Origin of the sequence: Streptococcus sp. Marseille-P7376 (genome assembly GCF_902460385.1) — a bacterium.
In the GTDB taxonomy this organism is placed as follows: Bacteria; Bacillota; Bacilli; order Lactobacillales; family Streptococcaceae; genus Streptococcus; species Streptococcus sinensis.
Genome location: NZ_CABPTS010000006.1, coordinates 1 through 17,646, shown reverse-complemented (window position 1 = coordinate 17,646; position 17,646 = coordinate 1). Strand labels below are relative to the sequence as shown.

The window sequence follows — 17,646 nt, the reverse complement described above, 5'->3', positions numbered from 1 at the left end:
GATCTTTCTATGCTTTTTTCGATTTCCGCTTATTCCAAGCCAAAATAATGAAAATGAGAAATAGAATTGCGAAAACGACTAGATAAAGCGGTGGAATAGAAATATGACTAATCGGACTTTTCACTTTTTCTTCACTTGGTTTGTAAGGGATCCGGTGGCCCCGCACAAGTAAACGGTGCGAATTGATCATATAAGGAGTACAGGTCAGCAAAGTCACGTAGTCTTTGTCAGGTACAATATTTAGAGAGTCAAACTGGGTCGGCTCGATCACCGTTATGGAATCAACCTCGTAGGCAAGTGTTTCAGCGATATTTTGAATGAAAAATTTATCGCCCACCTTCATTTTATCCAAGTCAGTAAAAAGGCGATTGTTGGGCAAACCCGTGTGGGCAGTTAGAACAGTGTGAGTGTTCTGACCGCCAATCGGCAAACTGGTTCCTTCAAGGTGTCCCACCCCTTTTTGTAAAACTTCTTCGCTTGAACCGGCATAGATTGGTAAGTCAACATCAATTTTGGGAATGGAAATTCTACCTATTTTTTCATGAACCGTCAGCATTCGAGCATATTCTGCCTGCCCCTTAGCGTTTTCTTCTTTGGTATAGGGATCTGTTATTGCCAAATTTTGCAAAGAGCGGTTGTAAGCAGTAGCTAGTTTTATTCGTTCCGCCACGTCTTCAGAAGTTAATTTTTGTGCAGACGAGTCAAAGTCCTTAACCTCTTGCTTGGTCTGGTAATTGTAATAAATTTGGCTAATAACAGGGTAGCTGATAATGAGGATACCGACTATAATTGTTAAGTTTGTTAATAAATTAAAAAATTTTTTCATCATATTCCTTTGTTGTTAGCAATTATTTTTGTCGCTAGTAAGACTATTATATTTTTATCTATCTAACCATTATATCATAATTGGCAGCTATATTTGCTGATTCGTTCCTAAAAAAATCCTAGCCCCAATTTCTGCCTCCTTTTTCAAAAAATGCTATACTGGTCATAAGGAAATAAGTGAGGTATTTTATGTACGAATTTCAAAATCCTAGTGATTACATGATTCAGACCTATTTGGAGACGAGTAAAGTGATTGCAGTAGTCGGACTTTTTGACCGCGAGGAAACGACTAGCAATCGTATTTCAAAGATCATGCAGGAGCTGGGTTATCAGATCATTCCAGTCAATCCCAAGTTAGCGGGTCAAAAGATTTTAGGCGAGACGGCTTATGCGCGTTTGCAGGATATTCCTATTTCCGTGGATATTGTCAATGTCTTTCGGCGGAGCGAATTTTTGCCGGATGTGGCGCGTGATTTTATTGAGACGGATGCCAATATTTTTTGGGCGCAGCTGGGACTTCAAAGTCAAGAAGCGGAAGAAATTTTGCGGGCGGCAGGTCGCAATCATATCGTCATGAACCGTTGTATCAAGCGCGAGTACAATCGTTTGGTGAAGGAGATTGACTAATGGCGCAACTAGTCATCATTCGGGGTAATTCCGGCTCTGGGAAAACCAGCCTAGCTAAAAAATTACAAAATCATTTTGGTCGTGGGACGCTTGTGATTTCACAAGACCTTGTCCGGCGTGAGATGCTCAAGGAAAAGGTGGAACCAGATAACTTATCTATTTTTCTAACAGAAACGATTGCTCATTATGGTCATGAGCATGATTTGCTGGTAATTGTTGAAGGTTTTTATGAAACGGATATTTATGGTGACATGCTGGAGCGCTTGCGGCAGCTTTTTGATAACAAGGTTTTCGCTTATTACTACGATTTGACTTTTAAAGAAACAGTTCGTCGACATGCGACACGTTCAAAAGTAGCTGAATTTAGTCCTGCTGATATGAAGTGTTGGTGGCTTGACAAAGACGTTCTCGGTTGGCAAGAGGAAATCCTTTTTACAGGTGATGTGACTGAGAACTATTTTGTCTCAGACTCTTTTTCTTTAAATTACCAATTTTTTAAGAAAAATTAAAAAATCTTCCCAAATCCCTTGCAATGTTGCCGCGCGTGTGGTATCATACTATGGTGCTGTGTAAAACAGTCTTTAGCTTTGATGCAAGAGGTTGCGACACGCTCGGTTGCATTGCCACGCAACCACCTGTCGGTTTTCTTGTGGAGCTAGCCTATTATCTTAAATAGACGAAAAGGAGAAAAAAGATGGCAAACAAAAAAATCCGCATCCGTTTGAAAGCTTACGAACATCGTACACTTGATACAGCGGCTGCAAAAATCGTAGAAACTGCCGCACGTACAGGTGCTGAAGTTGCGGGCCCAATCCCACTTCCAACTGAGCGTAGCCTCTACACAATCATTCGTGCGACTCACAAATACAAAGATTCTCGCGAACAATTTGAAATGCGTACTCACAAACGCTTGATCGACATCATCAACCCAACTCAAAAAACAGTTGACGCTTTGATGAAATTGGATCTTCCAAGTGGTGTGAACGTAGAAATCAAACTTTAATCCAAAGCTTGATATCTTGAGCATGAAAAACGCTCGTTAAAAACTTTTTAAACAAAATTTTAGAAAAGGAAACATTTTCTCATGACAAAAGGAATCTTAGGGAAAAAAGTGGGAATGACTCAAATCTTCACTGAAGCTGGCGAATTAATCCCTGTAACTGTTGTTGAAGCAACTCCAAACGTGGTTCTTCAAGTTAAAACAGTTGAAACAGACGGTTACAACGCAGTTCAAGTTGGTTTCGATGACCTTCGTGATGTATTGAGCAACAAACCTGCCAAAGGCCATGTAGCGAAAGCTAACACAGCTCCTAAGCGCTTCATTCGTGAATTCAAAAACATTGAAGGCTTGGAAGTTGGAGCAGAAATCACTGTCGATACATTCGAAGCTGGTGATGTTGTTGATGTAACAGGAACTTCAAAAGGTAAAGGTTTCCAAGGTGTTATCAAGCGTCACGGCCAATCTCGCGGCCCAATGGCTCACGGTTCACGCTACCACCGTCGTCCTGGTTCAATGGGACCAGTTGCGCCAAACCGCGTTTTCAAAAACAAACGCTTGGCTGGACGTATGGGTGGCAACCGCGTAACGATTCAAAACCTTGAAATCGTACAGGTTGTTCCAGAGAAGAACGTTATCCTGATTAAAGGTAACGTACCAGGTGCTAAGAAATCTCTTATCACTATCAAGTCAGCAGTTAAAGCTGGTAAATAATAAAGAAAGGGGTAATCAGTCACAATGGCAAACGTAAAATTATTTGACCAAACTGGTAAAGAAGCTGGTGAAGTAGTTCTTAATGACGCAATCTTTGGTATTGAGCCAAACGAAGCTGTTGTCTTTGACGTTATCGTCAGCCAACGTGCTAGTCTTCGTCAAGGAACTCACGCTGTTAAAAATCGTTCTGCAGTATCAGGCGGCGGACGCAAACCATGGCGTCAAAAAGGAACTGGACGTGCGCGTCAAGGTTCTATCCGCTCTCCACAATGGCGTGGTGGTGGTATCGTCTTCGGTCCAACTCCTCGTTCATATGCTTACAAACTTCCACGTAAAGTTCGTAGATTGGCACTTAAATCAGTTTACTCTGAAAAAGTTGCTGAAAACAAATTCGTAGCTGTAGACAGCCTTTCATTTACAGCTCCAAAAACTGCTGAGTTTGCAAAAGTGCTTGCAGCATTGAGCATCGACACAAAAGTACTTGTTGTTCTTGAAGAAGGAAATGAATTTGCTGCACTTTCAGCACGCAACCTTCCAAACGTTAAAGTTACAACAGCAACATCTGCAAGTGTTCTTGACATCGCAAACAGCGACAAACTTCTTGTTACTCAAGCAGCTATCTCTAAAATCGAGGAGGTTCTTGCATAATGAATTTGTATGACGTTATCAAAAAACCTGTGATCACTGAAAGCTCAATGGCTCAGCTTGAAGCAGGCAAATACGTATTTGAAGTAGACACTCGCGCTCACAAACTTTTGATCAAGCAAGCTGTTGAAGCTGCTTTTGAAGGAGTTAAAGTTGCTAATGTCAACACTATCAACGTAAAACCTAAAGCTAAACGCGTTGGACGTTACACTGGTTTTACTAACAAAACTAAAAAAGCTATCATCACTCTGACAGCAGATTCAAAAGCAATCGAGTTGTTCGGAGCTGTTGAAGCAGAATAATCTAAGGAGGAAATATCGTGGGAATTCGTGTTTATAAACCAACAACAAACGGTCGCCGTAATATGACTTCTTTGGATTTCGCTGAAATCACTACTAGCACTCCAGAAAAATCTTTGCTCGTTTCACTTAAGAACAAAGCTGGTCGTAACAACAACGGACGCATCACTGTTCGTCACCAAGGTGGTGGCCACAAACGTCACTACCGTTTGATTGACTTCAAACGTAACAAAGATGCTGTTGAAGCAGTAGTTAAAACTATCGAGTACGATCCAAACCGTTCAGCAAATATCGCTTTGGTTCACTATACTGATGGTGTGAAGGCATACATCATCGCTCCTAAAGGTCTTGAAGTTGGTCAACGTATCGTTTCAGGTCCGGAAGCTGATATCAAAGTAGGTAACGCACTGCCACTTGCTAACATCCCAGTTGGTACTTTGGTTCACAACATTGAGTTGAAACCAGGTCGCGGTGGTGAGTTGGTCCGTGCTGCTGGAGCTTCTGCTCAAGTATTGGGTCAAGAAGGCAAATACACTCTTGTTCGTCTTCAATCAGGCGAAGTTCGTATGATTCTTGGTACTTGCCGTGCTACAGTTGGTGTTGTCGGAAATGAACAACATGGCTTGGTGAACCTTGGTAAAGCAGGACGTAGCCGTTGGAAAGGTATCCGTCCAACAGTTCGCGGTTCTGTAATGAACCCTAACGATCACCCACACGGTGGTGGTGAAGGTAAAGCACCAGTTGGTCGTAAAGCACCATCTACTCCATGGGGCAAACCTGCTCTTGGTCTTAAAACTCGTAACAAGAAAGCGAAATCTGACAAACTTATCGTTCGTCGTCGCAACGAGAAATAATCTAAAACAATCTATCCGCCAGCTCGGTAGCGCTGCTTAGCAGCGCAGGCCGCTGTGGTACTTATTTTAAAGGAGAAAATATAAAAATGGGACGCAGTCTTAAAAAAGGACCTTTCGTCGATGAGCATTTGATGAAAAAAGTTGAAGCTCAAGCTAACGACGAAAAGAAAAAAGTTATCAAAACTTGGTCACGTCGTTCAACGATCTTCCCAAGTTTCATCGGTTACACAATCGCAGTCTATGACGGACGTAAACACGTACCTGTTTACATCCAAGAAGACATGGTAGGTCACAAGCTTGGTGAATTTGCACCAACTCGTACTTACAAAGGTCACGCTGCAGACGACAAGAAAACACGTAGAAAATAAGGAGAACATAAATGGCAGAAATTACTTCAGCTAAAGCAATGGCTCGTACAGTGCGTGTTTCACCTCGTAAAACTCGTCTAGTTCTTGACAACATCCGTGGTAAAAACGTCGCTGACGCAATCGCAATCTTAAAATTCACTCCAAACAAAGCTGCTGGTATTATCGAAAAAGTATTGAATTCTGCAATCGCTAATGCTGAAAATAACTTTGGTTTGGAAAAAGCTAACTTGGTAGTATCTGAAGCTTTCGCAAACGAAGGACCAACTATGAAACGTTTCCGTCCGCGCGCTAAAGGTTCAGCTTCACCAATCAACAAACGCACAAGCCACATCACTGTGGTCGTTGCAGAAAAATAAGGAGGTAACATCGTGGGTCAAAAAGTACATCCAATTGGTATGCGTGTCGGCATCATCCGTGATTGGGATGCCAAATGGTATGCTGAAAAAGAATACGCGGATTACCTTCATGAAGATCTTGCAATCCGTAAATTCGTTCAAAAAGAATTGGCTGACGCAGCTGTTTCAACTATCGAAATCGAACGCGCAGTAAACAAAGTTAACGTTTCACTTCATACTGCTAAACCAGGTATGGTTATCGGTAAAGGTGGTGCAAACGTTGATGCACTTCGTGCGAAACTTAATAAATTGACTGGTAAACAAGTCCACATCAACATTATCGAGATCAAATCACCGGATTTGGATGCTCACCTTGTTGGTGAAGGAATTGCTCGTCAATTGGAGCAACGTGTTGCTTTCCGTCGTGCTCAAAAACAAGCAATCCAACGTACAATGCGTGCGGGAGCTAAAGGAATCAAAACTCAAGTATCAGGTCGTTTGAACGGTGCAGATATCGCTCGTAGCGAAGGATACTCTGAGGGAACTGTTCCACTTCACACCCTTCGTGCGGATATCGATTACGCTTGGGAAGAAGCTGATACTACTTACGGTAAACTTGGTGTTAAAGTATGGATCTACCGTGGAGAAGTTCTTCCAGCTCGTAAAAACACTAAAGGAGGTAAATAACCAATGTTAGTACCTAAACGTGTTAAACACCGTCGCGAATTCCGCGGAAAAATGCGTGGTGAAGCTAAAGGTGGTAAAGAAGTAACATTTGGAGAATATGGTCTTCAAGCAACTACTAGCCACTGGATCACTAACCGTCAAATCGAAGCTGCCCGTATCGCTATGACTCGTTACATGAAACGTGGTGGTAAAGTTTGGATCAAAATCTTCCCACACAAATCATACACTGCAAAAGCAATCGGTGTACGGATGGGATCTGGTAAAGGGGCTCCAGAAGGTTGGGTAGCACCAGTTAAACGTGGCAAAGTGATGTTTGAAGTCGCTGGCGTATCAGAAGAAATCGCTCGTGAAGCTCTTCGTCTTGCAAGCCACAAATTACCAGTTAAATGTAAATTCGTAAAGCGTGAAGCAGAATAAGGAGAAGGCATGAAACTTAAAGAAATTCAAGATTTTGTTAAAGAACTTCGTGGTCTTTCTCAAGAAGAACTCGCGAAGCGTGAAAATGAATTGAAGAAAGAATTGTTTGACCTTCGTTTCCAAGCCGCTACTGGTCAGTTGGAGCAGACAGCGCGTTTGAAAGAAGTGAAAAAACAAATCGCACGTATCAAAACTGTTCAATCAGAAGTTAAATAATAGACTTGGGAAAGGAGAAATTCTAAAATGGAACGTAATCAACGTAAAACTCTTGTCGGACGCGTCGTTTCTGACAAGATGGATAAGACAATCACAGTTGTAGTTGAAACAAAACGTAACCACCCAGTCTATGGTAAGCGTATTAACTACTCTAAGAAGTACAAAGCACATGATGAAAACAATGTTGCCAAAGAAGGTGATATCGTTCGTATCATGGAAACTCGTCCGCTTTCAGCTACAAAACGCTTCCGTCTTGTAGAAGTTGTTGAAGAAGCGGTTATCATCTAATCAAACCAGAAAGGAGAAAACTTAAATGATTCAAACAGAAACTCGTTTGAAAGTTGCTGACAACAGCGGTGCTCGCGAAATCCTGACAATCAAAGTTCTTGGTGGTTCAGGACGTAAATTCGCCAACATCGGTGATGTCATCGTTGCATCTGTAAAACAAGCTACTCCTGGTGGTGCGGTTAAAAAAGGTGACGTTGTAAAAGCGGTTATCGTTCGTACTAAATCAGGTGCTCGTCGTAAAGATGGCTCATACATCAAATTTGACGAAAACGCTGCAGTCATCATCCGTGAAGACAAAACTCCTCGCGGAACTCGTATCTTCGGCCCAGTTGCTCGTGAATTGCGTGACGGCGGCTTCATGAAGATCGTATCTTTGGCTCCAGAAGTACTTTAATCAAAAAAATCAAACAAGTCCCCTGGAAGATTTTCAGGGTGCCCTCATGGGCGTAAGAAATTAAAGGAGAAACCTAAGAATGTTTGTAAAAAAAGGCGACAAAGTTCGCGTAATTGCTGGTAAGGACAAGGGTGTTGAAGCGCTTGTTGTTGCAGCTCTTCCAAAAGTAAACAAAGTTGTTGTTGAAGGTGTTAACCTTGTTAAGAAACACCAAAAACCAAATAGCGAAAACCCTCAAGGTGCTATCGTTGAAAAAGAAGCGCCAATCCATGTGTCAAACGTTCAAGTTCTTGACAAAAATGGTGTTGCGGGACGCGTTGGTTACAAATTTGTAGATGGCAAAAAAGTTCGCTACAATAAAAAATCAGGCGAAGTGCTTGACTAATCACGAAGGAAAGGAGAAGTATAATGGCAAATCGTTTAAAAGAAAAATATCTTAAAGAAGTAGTTCCTGCTCTGACTGAAAAGTTCAACTACTCATCTGTTATGGCTGTGCCAAAAGTGGATAAAATCGTTTTGAACATGGGTGTCGGTGACGCTGTATCAAACGCTAAAAACCTTGAAAAAGCTGCTGAAGAGCTTGCTCTTATCTCAGGTCAAAAACCACTGATCACTAAAGCTAAAAAATCAATCGCCGGCTTCCGTCTTCGTGAAGGTGTAGCGATCGGTGCGAAAGTAACCCTTCGTGGCGAACGTATGTATGAATTCTTGGATAAATTGGTTACTGTATCACTTCCACGTGTGCGTGACTTCCACGGTGTTCCAACAAAATCATTTGATGGACGCGGAAATTACACACTTGGTGTGAAAGAACAGTTGATCTTCCCAGAAATCAACTTTGATGACGTTGATAAGACTCGTGGTCTTGATATCGTTATCGTAACAACTGCTAACACTGACGAAGAGTCACGCGAATTGCTTAAAGGCCTTGGAATGCCTTTTGCAAAATAATATAGGAGGTAAAACAAATGGCTAAAAAATCAATGATTGCTAAGAACAAACGCCCAGCGAAGTTCTCTACGCAAGCTTACACTCGTTGCGAAAAATGTGGCCGTCCACATTCAGTATACCGCAAATTTAAATTGTGCCGTGTTTGCTTCCGTGAATTAGCATACAAAGGACAAATTCCTGGCGTTACCAAAGCATCTTGGTAATTTAAGATATCAAGGGCGTCAAAACTCTAAGTGAAAATAGGAAAATTGTTGAAGACTCCATGAGTCAAAACGATTTTATCTTTTTCACACAGAGTTTAGCCCGAGTTCAGTTTGGCTTTCCAATTTGAACACGAGCTACAGCTTCGACAAAAAAGATCGATTTGCTTTAGAGCATCGCTCCTGCATCAAATTGCCTATTTTTGCTCGCGCTGTTACGCTCTTTGTATCATGTATTAACTAGCAAGTGCGACTTGCAAACTACTAGTAAGAGGAGAAATATAAAATGGTTATGACTGACCCAATTGCAGACTTTTTGACTCGTATCCGTAACGCTAACCAAGCGAACCACGAAGTACTTGAAGTGCCTGCATCAAATATCAAAAAAGGGATTGCTGAAATCCTGAAGCGTGAAGGTTTTGTAAAAAACGTTGAAATCATCGAAGATGACAAACAAGGTATCATCCGTGTATTCCTTAAATATGGACAAAACGGTGAAAAAGTTATCACTGGTTTGAAACGCGTTTCAAAACCAGGTCTGCGTGTTTACAAGAAACGCGAAGATCTTCCAAAAGTCTTGAACGGACTTGGAATTGCTATCCTTTCAACATCTGAAGGTTTGCTGACTGATAAAGAAGCACGCCAAAAGAACGTTGGTGGAGAAGTTATCGCTTACGTTTGGTAAAATTAAGATACAAAGCTCGTAAAGAACAAAGCAAAATTAGGAGGTTGGAGCAGTTTGTTTACAAACCAGCCAATTCATCTATTTTGCACAATTCTTAGAGCATGTTCAATTTAGCTATTGAACACAATAAGTATCTTTAACCCCGTGAAAACTGGTCGCTTGCGGCCTGACAATCTAACAGGAGAAAATATACATGTCACGTATTGGTAATAAAGTTATCGTGTTGCCTGCTGGTGTTGAACTCACTAACAATGACAACGTTGTAACTCTAAAAGGACCTAAAGGAGAACTGACTCGTGAGTTCTCAAAAGATATTGAAATCCGTGTGGAAGGAACTGAAGTAACTCTTCACCGTCCAAACGATTCAAAAGAAATGAAAACGATCCACGGAACAACTCGTGCCCTTCTTAACAACATGGTTGTTGGTGTATCAGAAGGATTCAAGAAAGAACTTGAAATGCGCGGGGTTGGTTACCGTGCTCAACTTCAAGGTAGCAAACTTGTACTTTCAGTTGGTAAATCTCATCCAGACGAAGTAGAAGCTCCTGAAGGAATTACTTTTGAACTTCCAAACCCAACGACTATCGTTATCAGCGGAATTTCAAAAGAAGCGGTTGGACAAACAGCTGCTTATGTACGTAGCCTTCGCGCACCAGAACCATATAAAGGTAAAGGTATCCGTTACGTTGGTGAATTCGTTCGCCGTAAAGAAGGTAAAACTGGTAAATAATATTGATTGGCTGATTTTCTCAGCCGGCCAATATATTTTCCGATTTTGTGCTGAGGCACGTCAATAATAATAAGAGGTGAAAATTGTGATTACGAAACCAGATAAAAATAAAGTCCGCCAAAAGCGCCATCGTCGCGTTCGCGGAAAACTCTCTGGAACTGCTGATCGCCCACGTTTGAACGTATTCCGTTCTAATACAGGCATCTACGCTCAAGTGATTGATGACGTAGCGGGTGTAACGCTCGCAAGCGCTTCAACTCTTGACAAAGAAGTTTCAAAAGGAACTAAAACTGAACAAGCCGTTGTTGTAGGTAAACTCGTTGCAGAACGTGCAGTTGCTAAAGGTATTTCTGAAGTGGTGTTTGACCGCGGTGGATATCTCTATCACGGACGTGTAAAAGCTTTGGCTGATGCAGCTCGTGAAAACGGATTGAAATTCTAATAGGGAGGACACTAGAAAATGGCATTTAAAGACAATGCAGTTGAACTTGAAGAACGCTTAGTTGCTGTCAACCGTGTTACTAAAGTTGTTAAAGGTGGACGTCGTCTTCGTTTTGCAGCTCTTGTAGTAGTTGGTGATCGCAACGGTCGTGTTGGTTTCGGTACTGGTAAAGCTCAAGAAGTACCAGAAGCTATCCGTAAAGCAGTTGAAGATGCGAAGAAAAACTTGATCGAAGTTCCAATGGTTGGTACAACTATTCCTCACGAAGTTCTTTCAGAATTTGGTGGAGCGAAAGTATTGCTTAAGCCAGCTGTTGAAGGTTCTGGAGTTGCTGCTGGTGGTGCTGTTCGTGCCGTCATCGAATTGGCAGGTGTGGCAGATATTACATCTAAATCACTTGGTTCAAACACTCCAGTCAACATCGTTCGCGCAACTGTTGAAGGTTTGAAACAACTTAAACGCGCTGAAGAAGTTGCTGCCCTTCGTGGTATTTCAGTTTCTGACTTGGCTTAAGAAAGGGGAACTCATGGCTCAAATTAAAATTACTTTGACTAAGTCTCCAATCGGACGCATTCCGTCACAACGTAAAACTGTTGTAGCACTTGGACTTGGCAAATTGAACAGCTCAGTTATCAAAGAAGATAACGCAGCGGTACGCGGTATGATTACTGCTGTATCTCACTTGGTAACTGTTGAAGAAGTTAAGTAAGCTGGTTAGCTGAATAACTTTTATTAAGATACATTAGGGGATTTGAGAACTTTCTCAGCCCCTAAAACTAAATATATGTATAGGCGAGTTTATATAGGAGACACCTTTTCTCCTATATGAGCGCTAGCATTTTACAAAAGAGGAGAAATAATATAATGAAACTTCATGAATTACAACCTGCTGCAGGTTCACGTAAAGTTCGCAACCGTGTAGGTCGCGGTACATCATCAGGTAACGGTAAAACATCTGGCCGCGGTCAAAAAGGTCAAAAAGCTCGTAGCGGTGGCGGTGTTCGTCTTGGTTTTGAAGGTGGACAAACTCCTTTGTTCCGTCGTGTACCAAAACGTGGTTTCTTGAACGTAAACCGCAAGGAATATGCGATTGTTAACCTTGACCAATTAAATGTTTTTGAAGATGGTGCAGAAGTAACTCCAGTGGTTCTCATCGAAGCAGGTATTGTAAAAGCTGAAAAATCTGGTGTTAAGATTCTTGGCAACGGAGAATTGACTAAGAAGTTGACTGTTAAAGCAGCTAAATTCTCTAAATCAGCTGAAGAAGCTATCACTGCTAAAGGTGGTTCAGTCGAAGTCATCTAAGAGAGGTGACCTATGTTTTTCAAGCTATTAAAAGACGCATTTAAAATAAAACAAGTACGGTCTAAGATTTTGTTCACCATTTTCATCATCTTAGTATTCCGTATTGGTACAACCATAACCGTCCCAGGAATTAATGCTAAAGCTTTGAACAGTCTGAGCGATTTGCCTTTCTTAAATATGCTTAGCTTGGTTTCTGGGAATGCGATGAGAAATTTCTCTGTTTTCGCACTCGGTGTTAGTCCGTACATCACAGCTTCAATTGTGGTGCAACTCTTGCAAATGGACTTGCTTCCAAAATTTGTGGAGTGGGGCAAGCAAGGAGAAGTGGGACGGAGAAAGCTTAATCAGGCAACCCGCTATATCTCTTTAATCTTGGCTTTTGTTCAATCTATTGGGATAACCGCCGGATTTGCAACCTTATCACGGACCAAGTTGGTAGCAACACCAAACTGGCAAACCTATCTCTTAATTGGGGCACTGCTTACGACAGGGTCAATGATTGTGACCTGGCTTGGTGAGCAAATTACCGATAAGGGTTATGGGAACGGTGTATCCATGATTATCTTTGCAGGGATTGTGTCAGGAATTCCTGGCATGATTAAGGGAATCTATGAAGATTATTTTGTCAATGTTCCAAGTGAACGGCTGACTTCATCATCGATTTTTGTAGGGATTTTGATTGTTGCAGTTTTGATTATTATCTACTTTACAACATTTGTGCAGCAAGCTGAATACAAGATCCCGATTCAATATACAAAAATTGCAAAAGGGGCACCATCCAGTTCTTACTTACCATTGAAAGTCAATCCTGCTGGAGTGATTCCGGTTATCTTTGCAAGTTCGATTACAGCTGCTCCGGCAGCCATCTTCCAATTTGTAAGTGCCATGGGTTATGATGCTGGTTGGGTTCGGACAGCCCAGTCGCTTCTTGCGACTACTACCATCAGTGGTATGTTTATGTATGCTCTCTTAATTATTCTCTTTACGTTCTTTTATACATTTGTACAGATTAATCCTGAAAAGACAGCAGAGAATTTGCAAAAGAGCGGAGCATACATTCCAGGTGTTCGGCCGGGTAAAGGGACTGAAGATTATATGTCTAAGCTGCTTCGCCGGTTGGCAACAGTTGGCTCCCTCTTCCTAGGATTTGTAACGATTATTCCAATCTTAGCAAAAGACCTTTTCGGCCTGACCGATGCGGTTGCTCTTGGAGGAACTAGTCTTCTCATCATCATTTCAACTGGTATTGAAGGAATGAAACAGTTGGAAGGCTATCTTCTGAAGCGGAAGTATGTCGGATTTATGGATACTACAACAGAATAGAAACAGGTTGACCTAGTCAACCTTCTATTTTGTTTTTAAAAAAGTTTATTAAGTGGTTTAATAGATTGCTTTAAAAACAAAAAAAGGAGACAGATCATGAATCTTTTGATTATGGGCTTGCCAGGGGCAGGCAAGGGAACGCAAGCAGCCAAAATTGTAGAACAATTCCATGTTGCGCATATTTCAACAGGAGATATGTTCCGTGCTGCTATGGCTAATGAAACAGAAATGGGTGTATTGGCGAAATCCTACATTTCTAAAGGCGAGTTGGTGCCAGATGAAGTGACAAACGGAATCGTGAAAGAGCGCTTGGCACAAGATGATATTAAAGAAACTGGTTTCTTGTTGGATGGTTATCCACGGACAATTGATCAAGCTCATGCTTTGGATCAAATCCTTGCTGAGCTCGGTATTCAGTTGGAAGGTGTGATCAATATCGAAGTGAATCCAGATAGCTTGCTAGAACGTTTGAGCGGTCGGATTATCCACCGCGAAACAGGGGAAACTTTCCATAAAGTATTCAATCCACCGGTGGATTACAAAGAAGAAGACTATTACCAACGTGAAGACGACAAACCTGAAACCGTGAAACGTCGTTTGGATGTCAACATTGCTCAAGGTCAACCAATTATTGATCATTACCGTGCCCAAGGACTGGTCCACGATATTCAGGGGAATCAAGAGATTGAAGCTGTTTTCTCAGATATCGAAAAAGTCTTGTCAAATTTGAAATAAAGCGTTTTTCCTGCTTGCAATATTTGACAAGTAGTGATACAATGAGTTAGTCTGACTTATAATTGTTACCTCTGTGCTCAGAGGAATCTATCGAAATTTAGGGAGGTGCTTTTGCGTGGCAAAAGACGATGTGATTGAAGTTGAAGGCAAGGTAGTCGATACTATGCCGAACGCAATGTTTACGGTTGAACTTGAAAATGGACATCAGATTTTAGCAACAGTTTCTGGTAAAATTCGTAAAAACTATATTCGTATTTTAGCGGGAGATCGTGTTACTGTGGAGATGAGTCCTTATGATTTGACACGTGGACGGATCACTTACCGCTTTAAATAATCGAAAAACTTGGAGGGATAAGAAATGAAAGTAAGACCATCGGTCAAACCAATTTGCGAATACTGCAAAGTTATTCGTCGTAATGGTCGTGTTATGGTAATTTGCCCAGCAAATCCAAAACACAAACAACGTCAAGGATAAGATAGAAAGGAGAAAAAATGGCTCGTATTGCTGGAGTTGACATTCCAAATGACAAACGTGTAGTTGTTTCACTTACTTATGTGTACGGTATCGGACTTCCAACTTCTAAGAAAATTTTGGCGGCTGCTGGAATCTCAGAAGACATCCGTGTCAAAGATCTGACATCTGATCAGGAAGACGCAATCCGTCGTGAAGTGGATGCAATCAAGGTTGAAGGTGACCTTCGTCGTGAAGTAAACCTGAACATCAAGCGTTTGATGGAAATCGGTTCATACCGTGGTATCCGTCACCGTCGTGGACTTCCTGTCCGTGGACAAAACACTAAGAACAATGCTCGTACTCGTAAAGGGAAAGCCGTTGCGATTGCAGGTAAGAAAAAATAATATAAGGAGGTAAAAAGTCTTGGCTAAACCAACACGTAAACGTCGTGTGAAAAAGAATATCGAATCTGGTATTGCTCATATTCACGCTACATTTAATAACACTATTGTTATGATTACTGATGTGCATGGTAATGCAATTTCTTGGTCATCAGCTGGTGCTCTTGGTTTCAAAGGTTCTCGTAAATCTACACCATTTGCTGCCCAAATGGCTTCTGAAGCTGCTGCTAAATCTGCACAAGAACACGGTCTTAAATCAGTTGAAGTTACTGTTAAGGGTCCAGGTTCTGGTCGTGAGTCAGCTATTCGTGCTCTTGCTGCCGCTGGTCTTGAAGTAACAGCAATTCGTGATGTGACTCCTGTACCACACAATGGTGCTCGTCCTCCAAAACGTCGCCGTGTATAATCACAAACAATTACACTGCTTTTCGTTTAAGAGGGAGTATAATAAATGATTGAGTTTGAAAAACCAAATATAACAAAAATTGATGAAAATAAAAATTATGGCAAGTTTGTAGTAGAGCCGTTAGAACGCGGTTATGGTACAACACTTGGAAATTCTCTTCGTCGTGTACTTCTCGCCTCACTTCCAGGTGCAGCAGTGACTTCTATCAATATTGAAGGAGTATTGCACGAATTTGATACGATTTCTGGGGTCCGTGAAGATGTGATGCAGATTATTCTGAACATCAAAGGGATTGCTGTAAAATCTTACGTCCAAGACGAAAAGATGATTGAGTTGGATGTTGAAGGACCTGCAGCAGTGACTGCTGGGGATATTTTGACAGACAGTGATATCGAAATTATAAACCCTGATCATTATCTCTTTACAATCAGTGAAGGTGCTAGCTTTAAAGCAAAAATGGCTGTAAATAGCGGTCGTGGTTATGTACCAGCTGACGAAAATAAAAAAGATGATGCTCCAGTGGGCACACTTGCGGTGGATTCTATCTACACGCCTGTGACAAAAGTTAATTACCAAGTTGAGCCAGCTCGTGTTGGTAGCAACGATGGTTTTGACAAACTAACCCTTGAAATTTTGACGAATGGAACCATTATTCCAGATGATGCTTTGGGACTTTCAGCCCGTATCTTAACGGAACATTTGAATCTGTTCACTAACTTGACAGAAGTTGCTATTGCGACTGATGTCATGAAAGAAGCAGAAAAAACATCAGATGATCGTGTTTTGGAACGCACTATTGAGGAATTGGATCTATCAGTTCGTTCTTACAACTGTCTCAAACGTGCAGGTATCAATACCGTCTTTGATTTGACAGAAAAATCAGAGCCTGAAATGATGAAAGTTCGTAACTTGGGCCGCAAGAGTCTTGAAGAAGTTAAAGTTAAACTTGCCGACCTTGGTCTTGGGTTAAGAAATGATAAATAAAGGAGGAATACATGGCTTACCGTAAACTAGGACGCACTAGCTCACAGCGTAAAGCAATGCTTCGCGATTTGACTACTGACTTGATTATCAATGAATCAATCGTAACAACTGAAGCTCGTGCTAAAGAAATCCGTAAAACAGTTGAAAAAATGATTACTCTTGGTAAACGTGGTGACTTGCATGCTCGTCGTCAAGCAGCAGCTTTTGTACGTAACGAAATTGCATCAGAAAACTATAATGAAGAGACTAACAAATACACTACAACTACAGCTCTTCAAAAATTATTCTCTGAATTGGCACCTCGCTATGCTGAGCGCAGTGGTGGATACACTCGTATTCTTAAGACTGAACCACGCCGTGGGGATGCTGCGCCAATGGCAATTATTGAATTAGTATAATTTTTATCAATTTTGTTGAGTGTTATGATGGTGGAGTTCTTATGCTCTTAGTCTAGCTCTGGTCTACCGCTAGGAATTTTCCTAGCGGGAACACTCATCATCATGATGAAAGGGTAGACGCTTGTTTACGAAATTGCTTTTATTGAAAAAACAATTTCGTAAGCAGGCGTTTTTGGCTCTTTGTCAACTGTAGTGGGTTACTAAAAAGTCATATCCTGGAGAGGACCAAAAATGTCCTCTCCTTTTTGATATTCAAAGCGATGAGAATTCTAGTTTTAAAGTTTTCAAAGTTCCGAAATCCGAAAGCATTGCGCTTGATGACCTTGATGAGGTTGTTAGTAGCTTCTAGTTTTGCGTTTGAGTAGGTCAGTTCCAGTGCGTTCAGGATCTTGTCCTTATCTTTCAAAAAGGTCTTAAAAACAGTTTGAAAAATAGGATTTACACAAGAAATGGTATCTTCAATGAGTCCAAAGAAATGGTCAGCCTGTTTCTCTTGAAAATGAAAAAGTAAGAGTTGGTAGAGTTCATAATGTTCTCGTAGTTCTTGAGAGTAAGAGAGAACCTTTTCAAGAATCTCTTGATTTGTCAAGTGCATGCGAAAAGTTGGGCGATAAAAACGTTTATCGCTGAGTTTACGGCTGTCTTGTTGGATCAGTTTCCAGTAGCGTTTAAGTGCTTTGTATTCGTGAGATTTTCTCTCAAATTGATTCATGATTTGAACACGAACACGACTCATAGCCCGGCTGAGATGTTGCACAATGTGAAAGTGATCGAGGACGATTTTAGCGCATGGAAAAAGTTGTTTAGCCAAGTTATGGTAGGGACTGAACATGTCCATTGTAATGACTTTAACGCCGTTTCGGACCTGTCTGGAATAGCGCAGAAAGTGATTGCGAATCGTTGCTTGGGTCCGTCCATCTAAGATAGCTACGATTTTTCTGGAATCAAAATCCTGTGCAATGAAGC

General features: G+C 41.4%; 33 protein-coding genes. 31 read left to right on the top strand and 2 right to left on the bottom strand.

What is annotated here, in order from left to right:
- Nucleotides 1-7 precede the first annotated feature (7 nt).
- Nucleotides 8-826 (bottom strand): class C sortase, encoded by an 819-nt coding sequence (locus FZ952_RS04700; protein ID WP_148880835.1) that lies wholly within the window; start codon nucleotides 824-826, stop codon nucleotides 8-10.
- 188 nt (nucleotides 827-1,014) lie between these two features.
- On the opposite strand from FZ952_RS04700, the gene FZ952_RS04695 reads away from it, so the two are divergent.
- The 31 genes from FZ952_RS04695 (at nucleotide 1,015) to rplQ (ending at nucleotide 16,680) form a co-directional block, all read left to right on the top strand.
- On the top strand, nucleotides 1,015-1,452 hold the full coding sequence (locus FZ952_RS04695) for a CoA-binding protein (protein ID WP_148880784.1): 438 nt from the start codon (nucleotides 1,015-1,017) through the stop codon (nucleotides 1,450-1,452).
- Nucleotides 1,452-1,961 carry a kinase gene (locus tag FZ952_RS04690; protein WP_037617783.1) on the top strand — a complete coding sequence of 170 codons (510 nt, stop codon included), beginning with the start codon at nucleotides 1,452-1,454 and terminating at the stop codon, nucleotides 1,959-1,961. Before FZ952_RS04695 ends, FZ952_RS04690 begins: the two co-directional genes overlap by 1 nt.
- A gap of 185 nt (nucleotides 1,962-2,146) precedes the next feature.
- The gene (gene rpsJ, locus FZ952_RS04685; RefSeq protein WP_005591304.1) at nucleotides 2,147-2,455 is read left to right on the top strand and encodes a 30S ribosomal protein S10; all 309 of its coding nucleotides are present in this window, start codon (nucleotides 2,147-2,149) and stop codon (nucleotides 2,453-2,455) included.
- Between the two features lie 81 nt (nucleotides 2,456-2,536).
- On the top strand, nucleotides 2,537-3,163 hold the full coding sequence (rplC, locus tag FZ952_RS04680) for a 50S ribosomal protein L3 (RefSeq protein WP_037617781.1): 627 nt from the start codon (nucleotides 2,537-2,539) through the stop codon (nucleotides 3,161-3,163).
- Nucleotides 3,164-3,187: 24 nt separating this feature from the next.
- Nucleotides 3,188-3,811 carry a 50S ribosomal protein L4 gene (gene rplD / locus FZ952_RS04675; protein WP_062201685.1) on the top strand — a complete coding sequence of 208 codons (624 nt, stop codon included), beginning with the start codon at nucleotides 3,188-3,190 and terminating at the stop codon, nucleotides 3,809-3,811.
- A complete protein-coding gene (locus FZ952_RS04670) occupies nucleotides 3,811-4,110 on the top strand; it encodes a 50S ribosomal protein L23 (RefSeq protein WP_037617777.1) in 300 nt (99 codons plus the stop codon). The genes rplD and FZ952_RS04670 overlap by 1 nt, the downstream gene beginning before the upstream one ends.
- Nucleotides 4,111-4,127: 17 nt before the next feature.
- Nucleotides 4,128-4,961, top strand: a complete 834-nt coding sequence (rplB, locus tag FZ952_RS04665) for a 50S ribosomal protein L2 (protein WP_148880783.1) — start codon at nucleotides 4,128-4,130, stop codon at nucleotides 4,959-4,961.
- A gap of 86 nt (nucleotides 4,962-5,047) precedes the next feature.
- On the top strand, nucleotides 5,048-5,329 hold the full coding sequence (rpsS, locus tag FZ952_RS04660) for a 30S ribosomal protein S19 (RefSeq protein ID WP_000533766.1): 282 nt from the start codon (nucleotides 5,048-5,050) through the stop codon (nucleotides 5,327-5,329).
- 11 nt (nucleotides 5,330-5,340) lie between these two features.
- Entirely contained in the window at nucleotides 5,341-5,685 is a 345-nt protein-coding gene (gene rplV, locus FZ952_RS04655) for a 50S ribosomal protein L22 (RefSeq protein ID WP_009443859.1), read from the top strand.
- A 12-nt stretch (nucleotides 5,686-5,697) separates the two neighbouring features.
- Nucleotides 5,698-6,351, top strand: coding sequence for a 30S ribosomal protein S3 (rpsC, locus tag FZ952_RS04650; protein ID WP_021002172.1), 654 nt, complete (start codon nucleotides 5,698-5,700; stop codon nucleotides 6,349-6,351).
- Nucleotides 6,352-6,354: 3 nt separating this feature from the next.
- Nucleotides 6,355-6,768: a 50S ribosomal protein L16 gene (gene rplP / locus FZ952_RS04645; RefSeq protein WP_015604249.1), complete on the top strand. Its 414-nt coding sequence runs from the start codon at nucleotides 6,355-6,357 to the stop codon at nucleotides 6,766-6,768.
- A gap of 9 nt (nucleotides 6,769-6,777) precedes the next feature.
- Nucleotides 6,778-6,984 (top strand): 50S ribosomal protein L29, encoded by a 207-nt coding sequence (gene rpmC / locus FZ952_RS04640; RefSeq protein WP_005591297.1) that lies wholly within the window; start codon nucleotides 6,778-6,780, stop codon nucleotides 6,982-6,984.
- A 27-nt stretch (nucleotides 6,985-7,011) separates the two neighbouring features.
- Nucleotides 7,012-7,272 carry a 30S ribosomal protein S17 gene (rpsQ, locus tag FZ952_RS04635; RefSeq protein WP_002885836.1) on the top strand — a complete coding sequence of 87 codons (261 nt, stop codon included), beginning with the start codon at nucleotides 7,012-7,014 and terminating at the stop codon, nucleotides 7,270-7,272.
- Nucleotides 7,273-7,297: 25 nt separating this feature from the next.
- The gene (gene rplN, locus FZ952_RS04630; RefSeq protein WP_002894494.1) at nucleotides 7,298-7,666 is read left to right on the top strand and encodes a 50S ribosomal protein L14; all 369 of its coding nucleotides are present in this window, start codon (nucleotides 7,298-7,300) and stop codon (nucleotides 7,664-7,666) included.
- Nucleotides 7,667-7,745: 79 nt separating this feature from the next.
- Complete coding sequence (rplX, locus tag FZ952_RS04625) at nucleotides 7,746-8,051, top strand: 50S ribosomal protein L24 (protein ID WP_015604250.1); 306 nt, start codon at nucleotides 7,746-7,748, stop codon at nucleotides 8,049-8,051.
- Between the two features lie 23 nt (nucleotides 8,052-8,074).
- Nucleotides 8,075-8,617 (top strand): 50S ribosomal protein L5, encoded by a 543-nt coding sequence (gene rplE, locus FZ952_RS04620; protein ID WP_037617766.1) that lies wholly within the window; start codon nucleotides 8,075-8,077, stop codon nucleotides 8,615-8,617.
- A gap of 17 nt (nucleotides 8,618-8,634) precedes the next feature.
- On the top strand, nucleotides 8,635-8,820 hold the full coding sequence (locus FZ952_RS04615) for a type Z 30S ribosomal protein S14 (protein WP_001085697.1): 186 nt from the start codon (nucleotides 8,635-8,637) through the stop codon (nucleotides 8,818-8,820).
- 283 nt (nucleotides 8,821-9,103) lie between these two features.
- Nucleotides 9,104-9,502 carry a 30S ribosomal protein S8 gene (gene rpsH / locus FZ952_RS04610; RefSeq protein WP_002899666.1) on the top strand — a complete coding sequence of 133 codons (399 nt, stop codon included), beginning with the start codon at nucleotides 9,104-9,106 and terminating at the stop codon, nucleotides 9,500-9,502.
- A 193-nt stretch (nucleotides 9,503-9,695) separates the two neighbouring features.
- Nucleotides 9,696-10,232 carry a 50S ribosomal protein L6 gene (gene rplF / locus FZ952_RS04605; protein WP_062201683.1) on the top strand — a complete coding sequence of 179 codons (537 nt, stop codon included), beginning with the start codon at nucleotides 9,696-9,698 and terminating at the stop codon, nucleotides 10,230-10,232.
- A gap of 85 nt (nucleotides 10,233-10,317) precedes the next feature.
- Entirely contained in the window at nucleotides 10,318-10,674 is a 357-nt protein-coding gene (rplR, locus tag FZ952_RS04600; RefSeq protein WP_005592009.1) for a 50S ribosomal protein L18, read from the top strand.
- 18 nt (nucleotides 10,675-10,692) lie between these two features.
- Nucleotides 10,693-11,187, top strand: coding sequence for a 30S ribosomal protein S5 (rpsE, locus tag FZ952_RS04595; RefSeq protein ID WP_037617759.1), 495 nt, complete (start codon nucleotides 10,693-10,695; stop codon nucleotides 11,185-11,187).
- A gap of 13 nt (nucleotides 11,188-11,200) precedes the next feature.
- Nucleotides 11,201-11,383, top strand: coding sequence for a 50S ribosomal protein L30 (gene rpmD / locus FZ952_RS04590; protein ID WP_003029471.1), 183 nt, complete (start codon nucleotides 11,201-11,203; stop codon nucleotides 11,381-11,383).
- 155 nt (nucleotides 11,384-11,538) lie between these two features.
- Entirely contained in the window at nucleotides 11,539-11,979 is a 441-nt protein-coding gene (gene rplO, locus FZ952_RS04585; protein WP_045498220.1) for a 50S ribosomal protein L15, read from the top strand.
- Nucleotides 11,980-11,991: 12 nt separating this feature from the next.
- Entirely contained in the window at nucleotides 11,992-13,302 is a 1,311-nt protein-coding gene (secY, locus tag FZ952_RS04580) for a preprotein translocase subunit SecY (RefSeq protein WP_062201681.1), read from the top strand.
- Nucleotides 13,303-13,398: 96 nt separating this feature from the next.
- Nucleotides 13,399-14,037, top strand: a complete 639-nt coding sequence (locus tag FZ952_RS04575) for an adenylate kinase (protein ID WP_037617752.1) — start codon at nucleotides 13,399-13,401, stop codon at nucleotides 14,035-14,037.
- Between the two features lie 115 nt (nucleotides 14,038-14,152).
- Nucleotides 14,153-14,371, top strand: a complete 219-nt coding sequence (gene infA, locus FZ952_RS04570; protein ID WP_001029883.1) for a translation initiation factor IF-1 — start codon at nucleotides 14,153-14,155, stop codon at nucleotides 14,369-14,371.
- A gap of 24 nt (nucleotides 14,372-14,395) precedes the next feature.
- Nucleotides 14,396-14,512, top strand: coding sequence for a 50S ribosomal protein L36 (gene rpmJ / locus FZ952_RS04565; RefSeq protein ID WP_001808836.1), 117 nt, complete (start codon nucleotides 14,396-14,398; stop codon nucleotides 14,510-14,512).
- Nucleotides 14,513-14,529: 17 nt separating this feature from the next.
- Nucleotides 14,530-14,895 (top strand): 30S ribosomal protein S13, encoded by a 366-nt coding sequence (gene rpsM, locus FZ952_RS04560; protein ID WP_005591288.1) that lies wholly within the window; start codon nucleotides 14,530-14,532, stop codon nucleotides 14,893-14,895.
- Between the two features lie 19 nt (nucleotides 14,896-14,914).
- Nucleotides 14,915-15,298, top strand: coding sequence for a 30S ribosomal protein S11 (gene rpsK / locus FZ952_RS04555; protein ID WP_001118386.1), 384 nt, complete (start codon nucleotides 14,915-14,917; stop codon nucleotides 15,296-15,298).
- Nucleotides 15,299-15,343: 45 nt separating this feature from the next.
- A complete protein-coding gene (locus FZ952_RS04550; protein WP_148880782.1) occupies nucleotides 15,344-16,282 on the top strand; it encodes a DNA-directed RNA polymerase subunit alpha in 939 nt (312 codons plus the stop codon).
- 11 nt (nucleotides 16,283-16,293) lie between these two features.
- Nucleotides 16,294-16,680 (top strand): 50S ribosomal protein L17, encoded by a 387-nt coding sequence (rplQ, locus tag FZ952_RS04545; RefSeq protein ID WP_148880781.1) that lies wholly within the window; start codon nucleotides 16,294-16,296, stop codon nucleotides 16,678-16,680.
- Between the two features lie 208 nt (nucleotides 16,681-16,888).
- On the opposite strand, the gene FZ952_RS04540 is transcribed toward rplQ, so the two are convergent.
- Nucleotides 16,889-17,646 (bottom strand): ISL3 family transposase (locus FZ952_RS04540; RefSeq protein ID WP_148880780.1); only part of this gene is annotated, 758 nt, incomplete at its 5' end.

Bases quoted from the DNA above. Each gene is read 5' to 3' on its own strand.
- rpsQ (WP_002885836.1), top strand. From the start codon at position 7,012: ATGGAACGTAATCAACGTAAAACTCTTGTCGGACGCGTCGTTTCTGAC.
- rpsS (WP_000533766.1), top strand. From the start codon at position 5,048: ATGGGACGCAGTCTTAAAAAAGGACCTTTCGTCGATGAGCATTTGATG.
- rpsH (WP_002899666.1), top strand. From the start codon at position 9,104: ATGGTTATGACTGACCCAATTGCAGACTTTTTGACTCGTATCCGTAAC.
- rplD (WP_062201685.1), top strand. From the start codon at position 3,188: ATGGCAAACGTAAAATTATTTGACCAAACTGGTAAAGAAGCTGGTGAA.
- FZ952_RS04575 (WP_037617752.1), top strand. From the start codon at position 13,399: ATGAATCTTTTGATTATGGGCTTGCCAGGGGCAGGCAAGGGAACGCAA.
- rpsM (WP_005591288.1), top strand. From the start codon at position 14,530: ATGGCTCGTATTGCTGGAGTTGACATTCCAAATGACAAACGTGTAGTT.
- FZ952_RS04550 (WP_148880782.1), top strand. From the start codon at position 15,344: ATGATTGAGTTTGAAAAACCAAATATAACAAAAATTGATGAAAATAAA.
- rpmJ (WP_001808836.1), top strand. From the start codon at position 14,396: ATGAAAGTAAGACCATCGGTCAAACCAATTTGCGAATACTGCAAAGTT.
- FZ952_RS04690 (WP_037617783.1), top strand. From the start codon at position 1,452: ATGGCGCAACTAGTCATCATTCGGGGTAATTCCGGCTCTGGGAAAACC.
- FZ952_RS04695 (WP_148880784.1), top strand. From the start codon at position 1,015: ATGTACGAATTTCAAAATCCTAGTGATTACATGATTCAGACCTATTTG.
- secY (WP_062201681.1), top strand. From the start codon at position 11,992: ATGTTTTTCAAGCTATTAAAAGACGCATTTAAAATAAAACAAGTACGG.
- rplX (WP_015604250.1), top strand. From the start codon at position 7,746: ATGTTTGTAAAAAAAGGCGACAAAGTTCGCGTAATTGCTGGTAAGGAC.
- rplQ (WP_148880781.1), top strand. From the start codon at position 16,294: ATGGCTTACCGTAAACTAGGACGCACTAGCTCACAGCGTAAAGCAATG.
- rplV (WP_009443859.1), top strand. From the start codon at position 5,341: ATGGCAGAAATTACTTCAGCTAAAGCAATGGCTCGTACAGTGCGTGTT.
- rplN (WP_002894494.1), top strand. From the start codon at position 7,298: ATGATTCAAACAGAAACTCGTTTGAAAGTTGCTGACAACAGCGGTGCT.
- rpsE (WP_037617759.1), top strand. From the start codon at position 10,693: ATGGCATTTAAAGACAATGCAGTTGAACTTGAAGAACGCTTAGTTGCT.
- FZ952_RS04700 (WP_148880835.1), bottom strand. From the start codon at position 826: ATGAAAAAATTTTTTAATTTATTAACAAACTTAACAATTATAGTCGGT.
- FZ952_RS04615 (WP_001085697.1), top strand. From the start codon at position 8,635: ATGGCTAAAAAATCAATGATTGCTAAGAACAAACGCCCAGCGAAGTTC.
- rplE (WP_037617766.1), top strand. From the start codon at position 8,075: ATGGCAAATCGTTTAAAAGAAAAATATCTTAAAGAAGTAGTTCCTGCT.
- rpmC (WP_005591297.1), top strand. From the start codon at position 6,778: ATGAAACTTAAAGAAATTCAAGATTTTGTTAAAGAACTTCGTGGTCTT.
- rplP (WP_015604249.1), top strand. From the start codon at position 6,355: ATGTTAGTACCTAAACGTGTTAAACACCGTCGCGAATTCCGCGGAAAA.
- rplF (WP_062201683.1), top strand. From the start codon at position 9,696: ATGTCACGTATTGGTAATAAAGTTATCGTGTTGCCTGCTGGTGTTGAA.
- rplC (WP_037617781.1), top strand. From the start codon at position 2,537: ATGACAAAAGGAATCTTAGGGAAAAAAGTGGGAATGACTCAAATCTTC.
- rpmD (WP_003029471.1), top strand. From the start codon at position 11,201: ATGGCTCAAATTAAAATTACTTTGACTAAGTCTCCAATCGGACGCATT.
- rpsJ (WP_005591304.1), top strand. From the start codon at position 2,147: ATGGCAAACAAAAAAATCCGCATCCGTTTGAAAGCTTACGAACATCGT.
- rplO (WP_045498220.1), top strand. From the start codon at position 11,539: ATGAAACTTCATGAATTACAACCTGCTGCAGGTTCACGTAAAGTTCGC.
- FZ952_RS04670 (WP_037617777.1), top strand. From the start codon at position 3,811: ATGAATTTGTATGACGTTATCAAAAAACCTGTGATCACTGAAAGCTCA.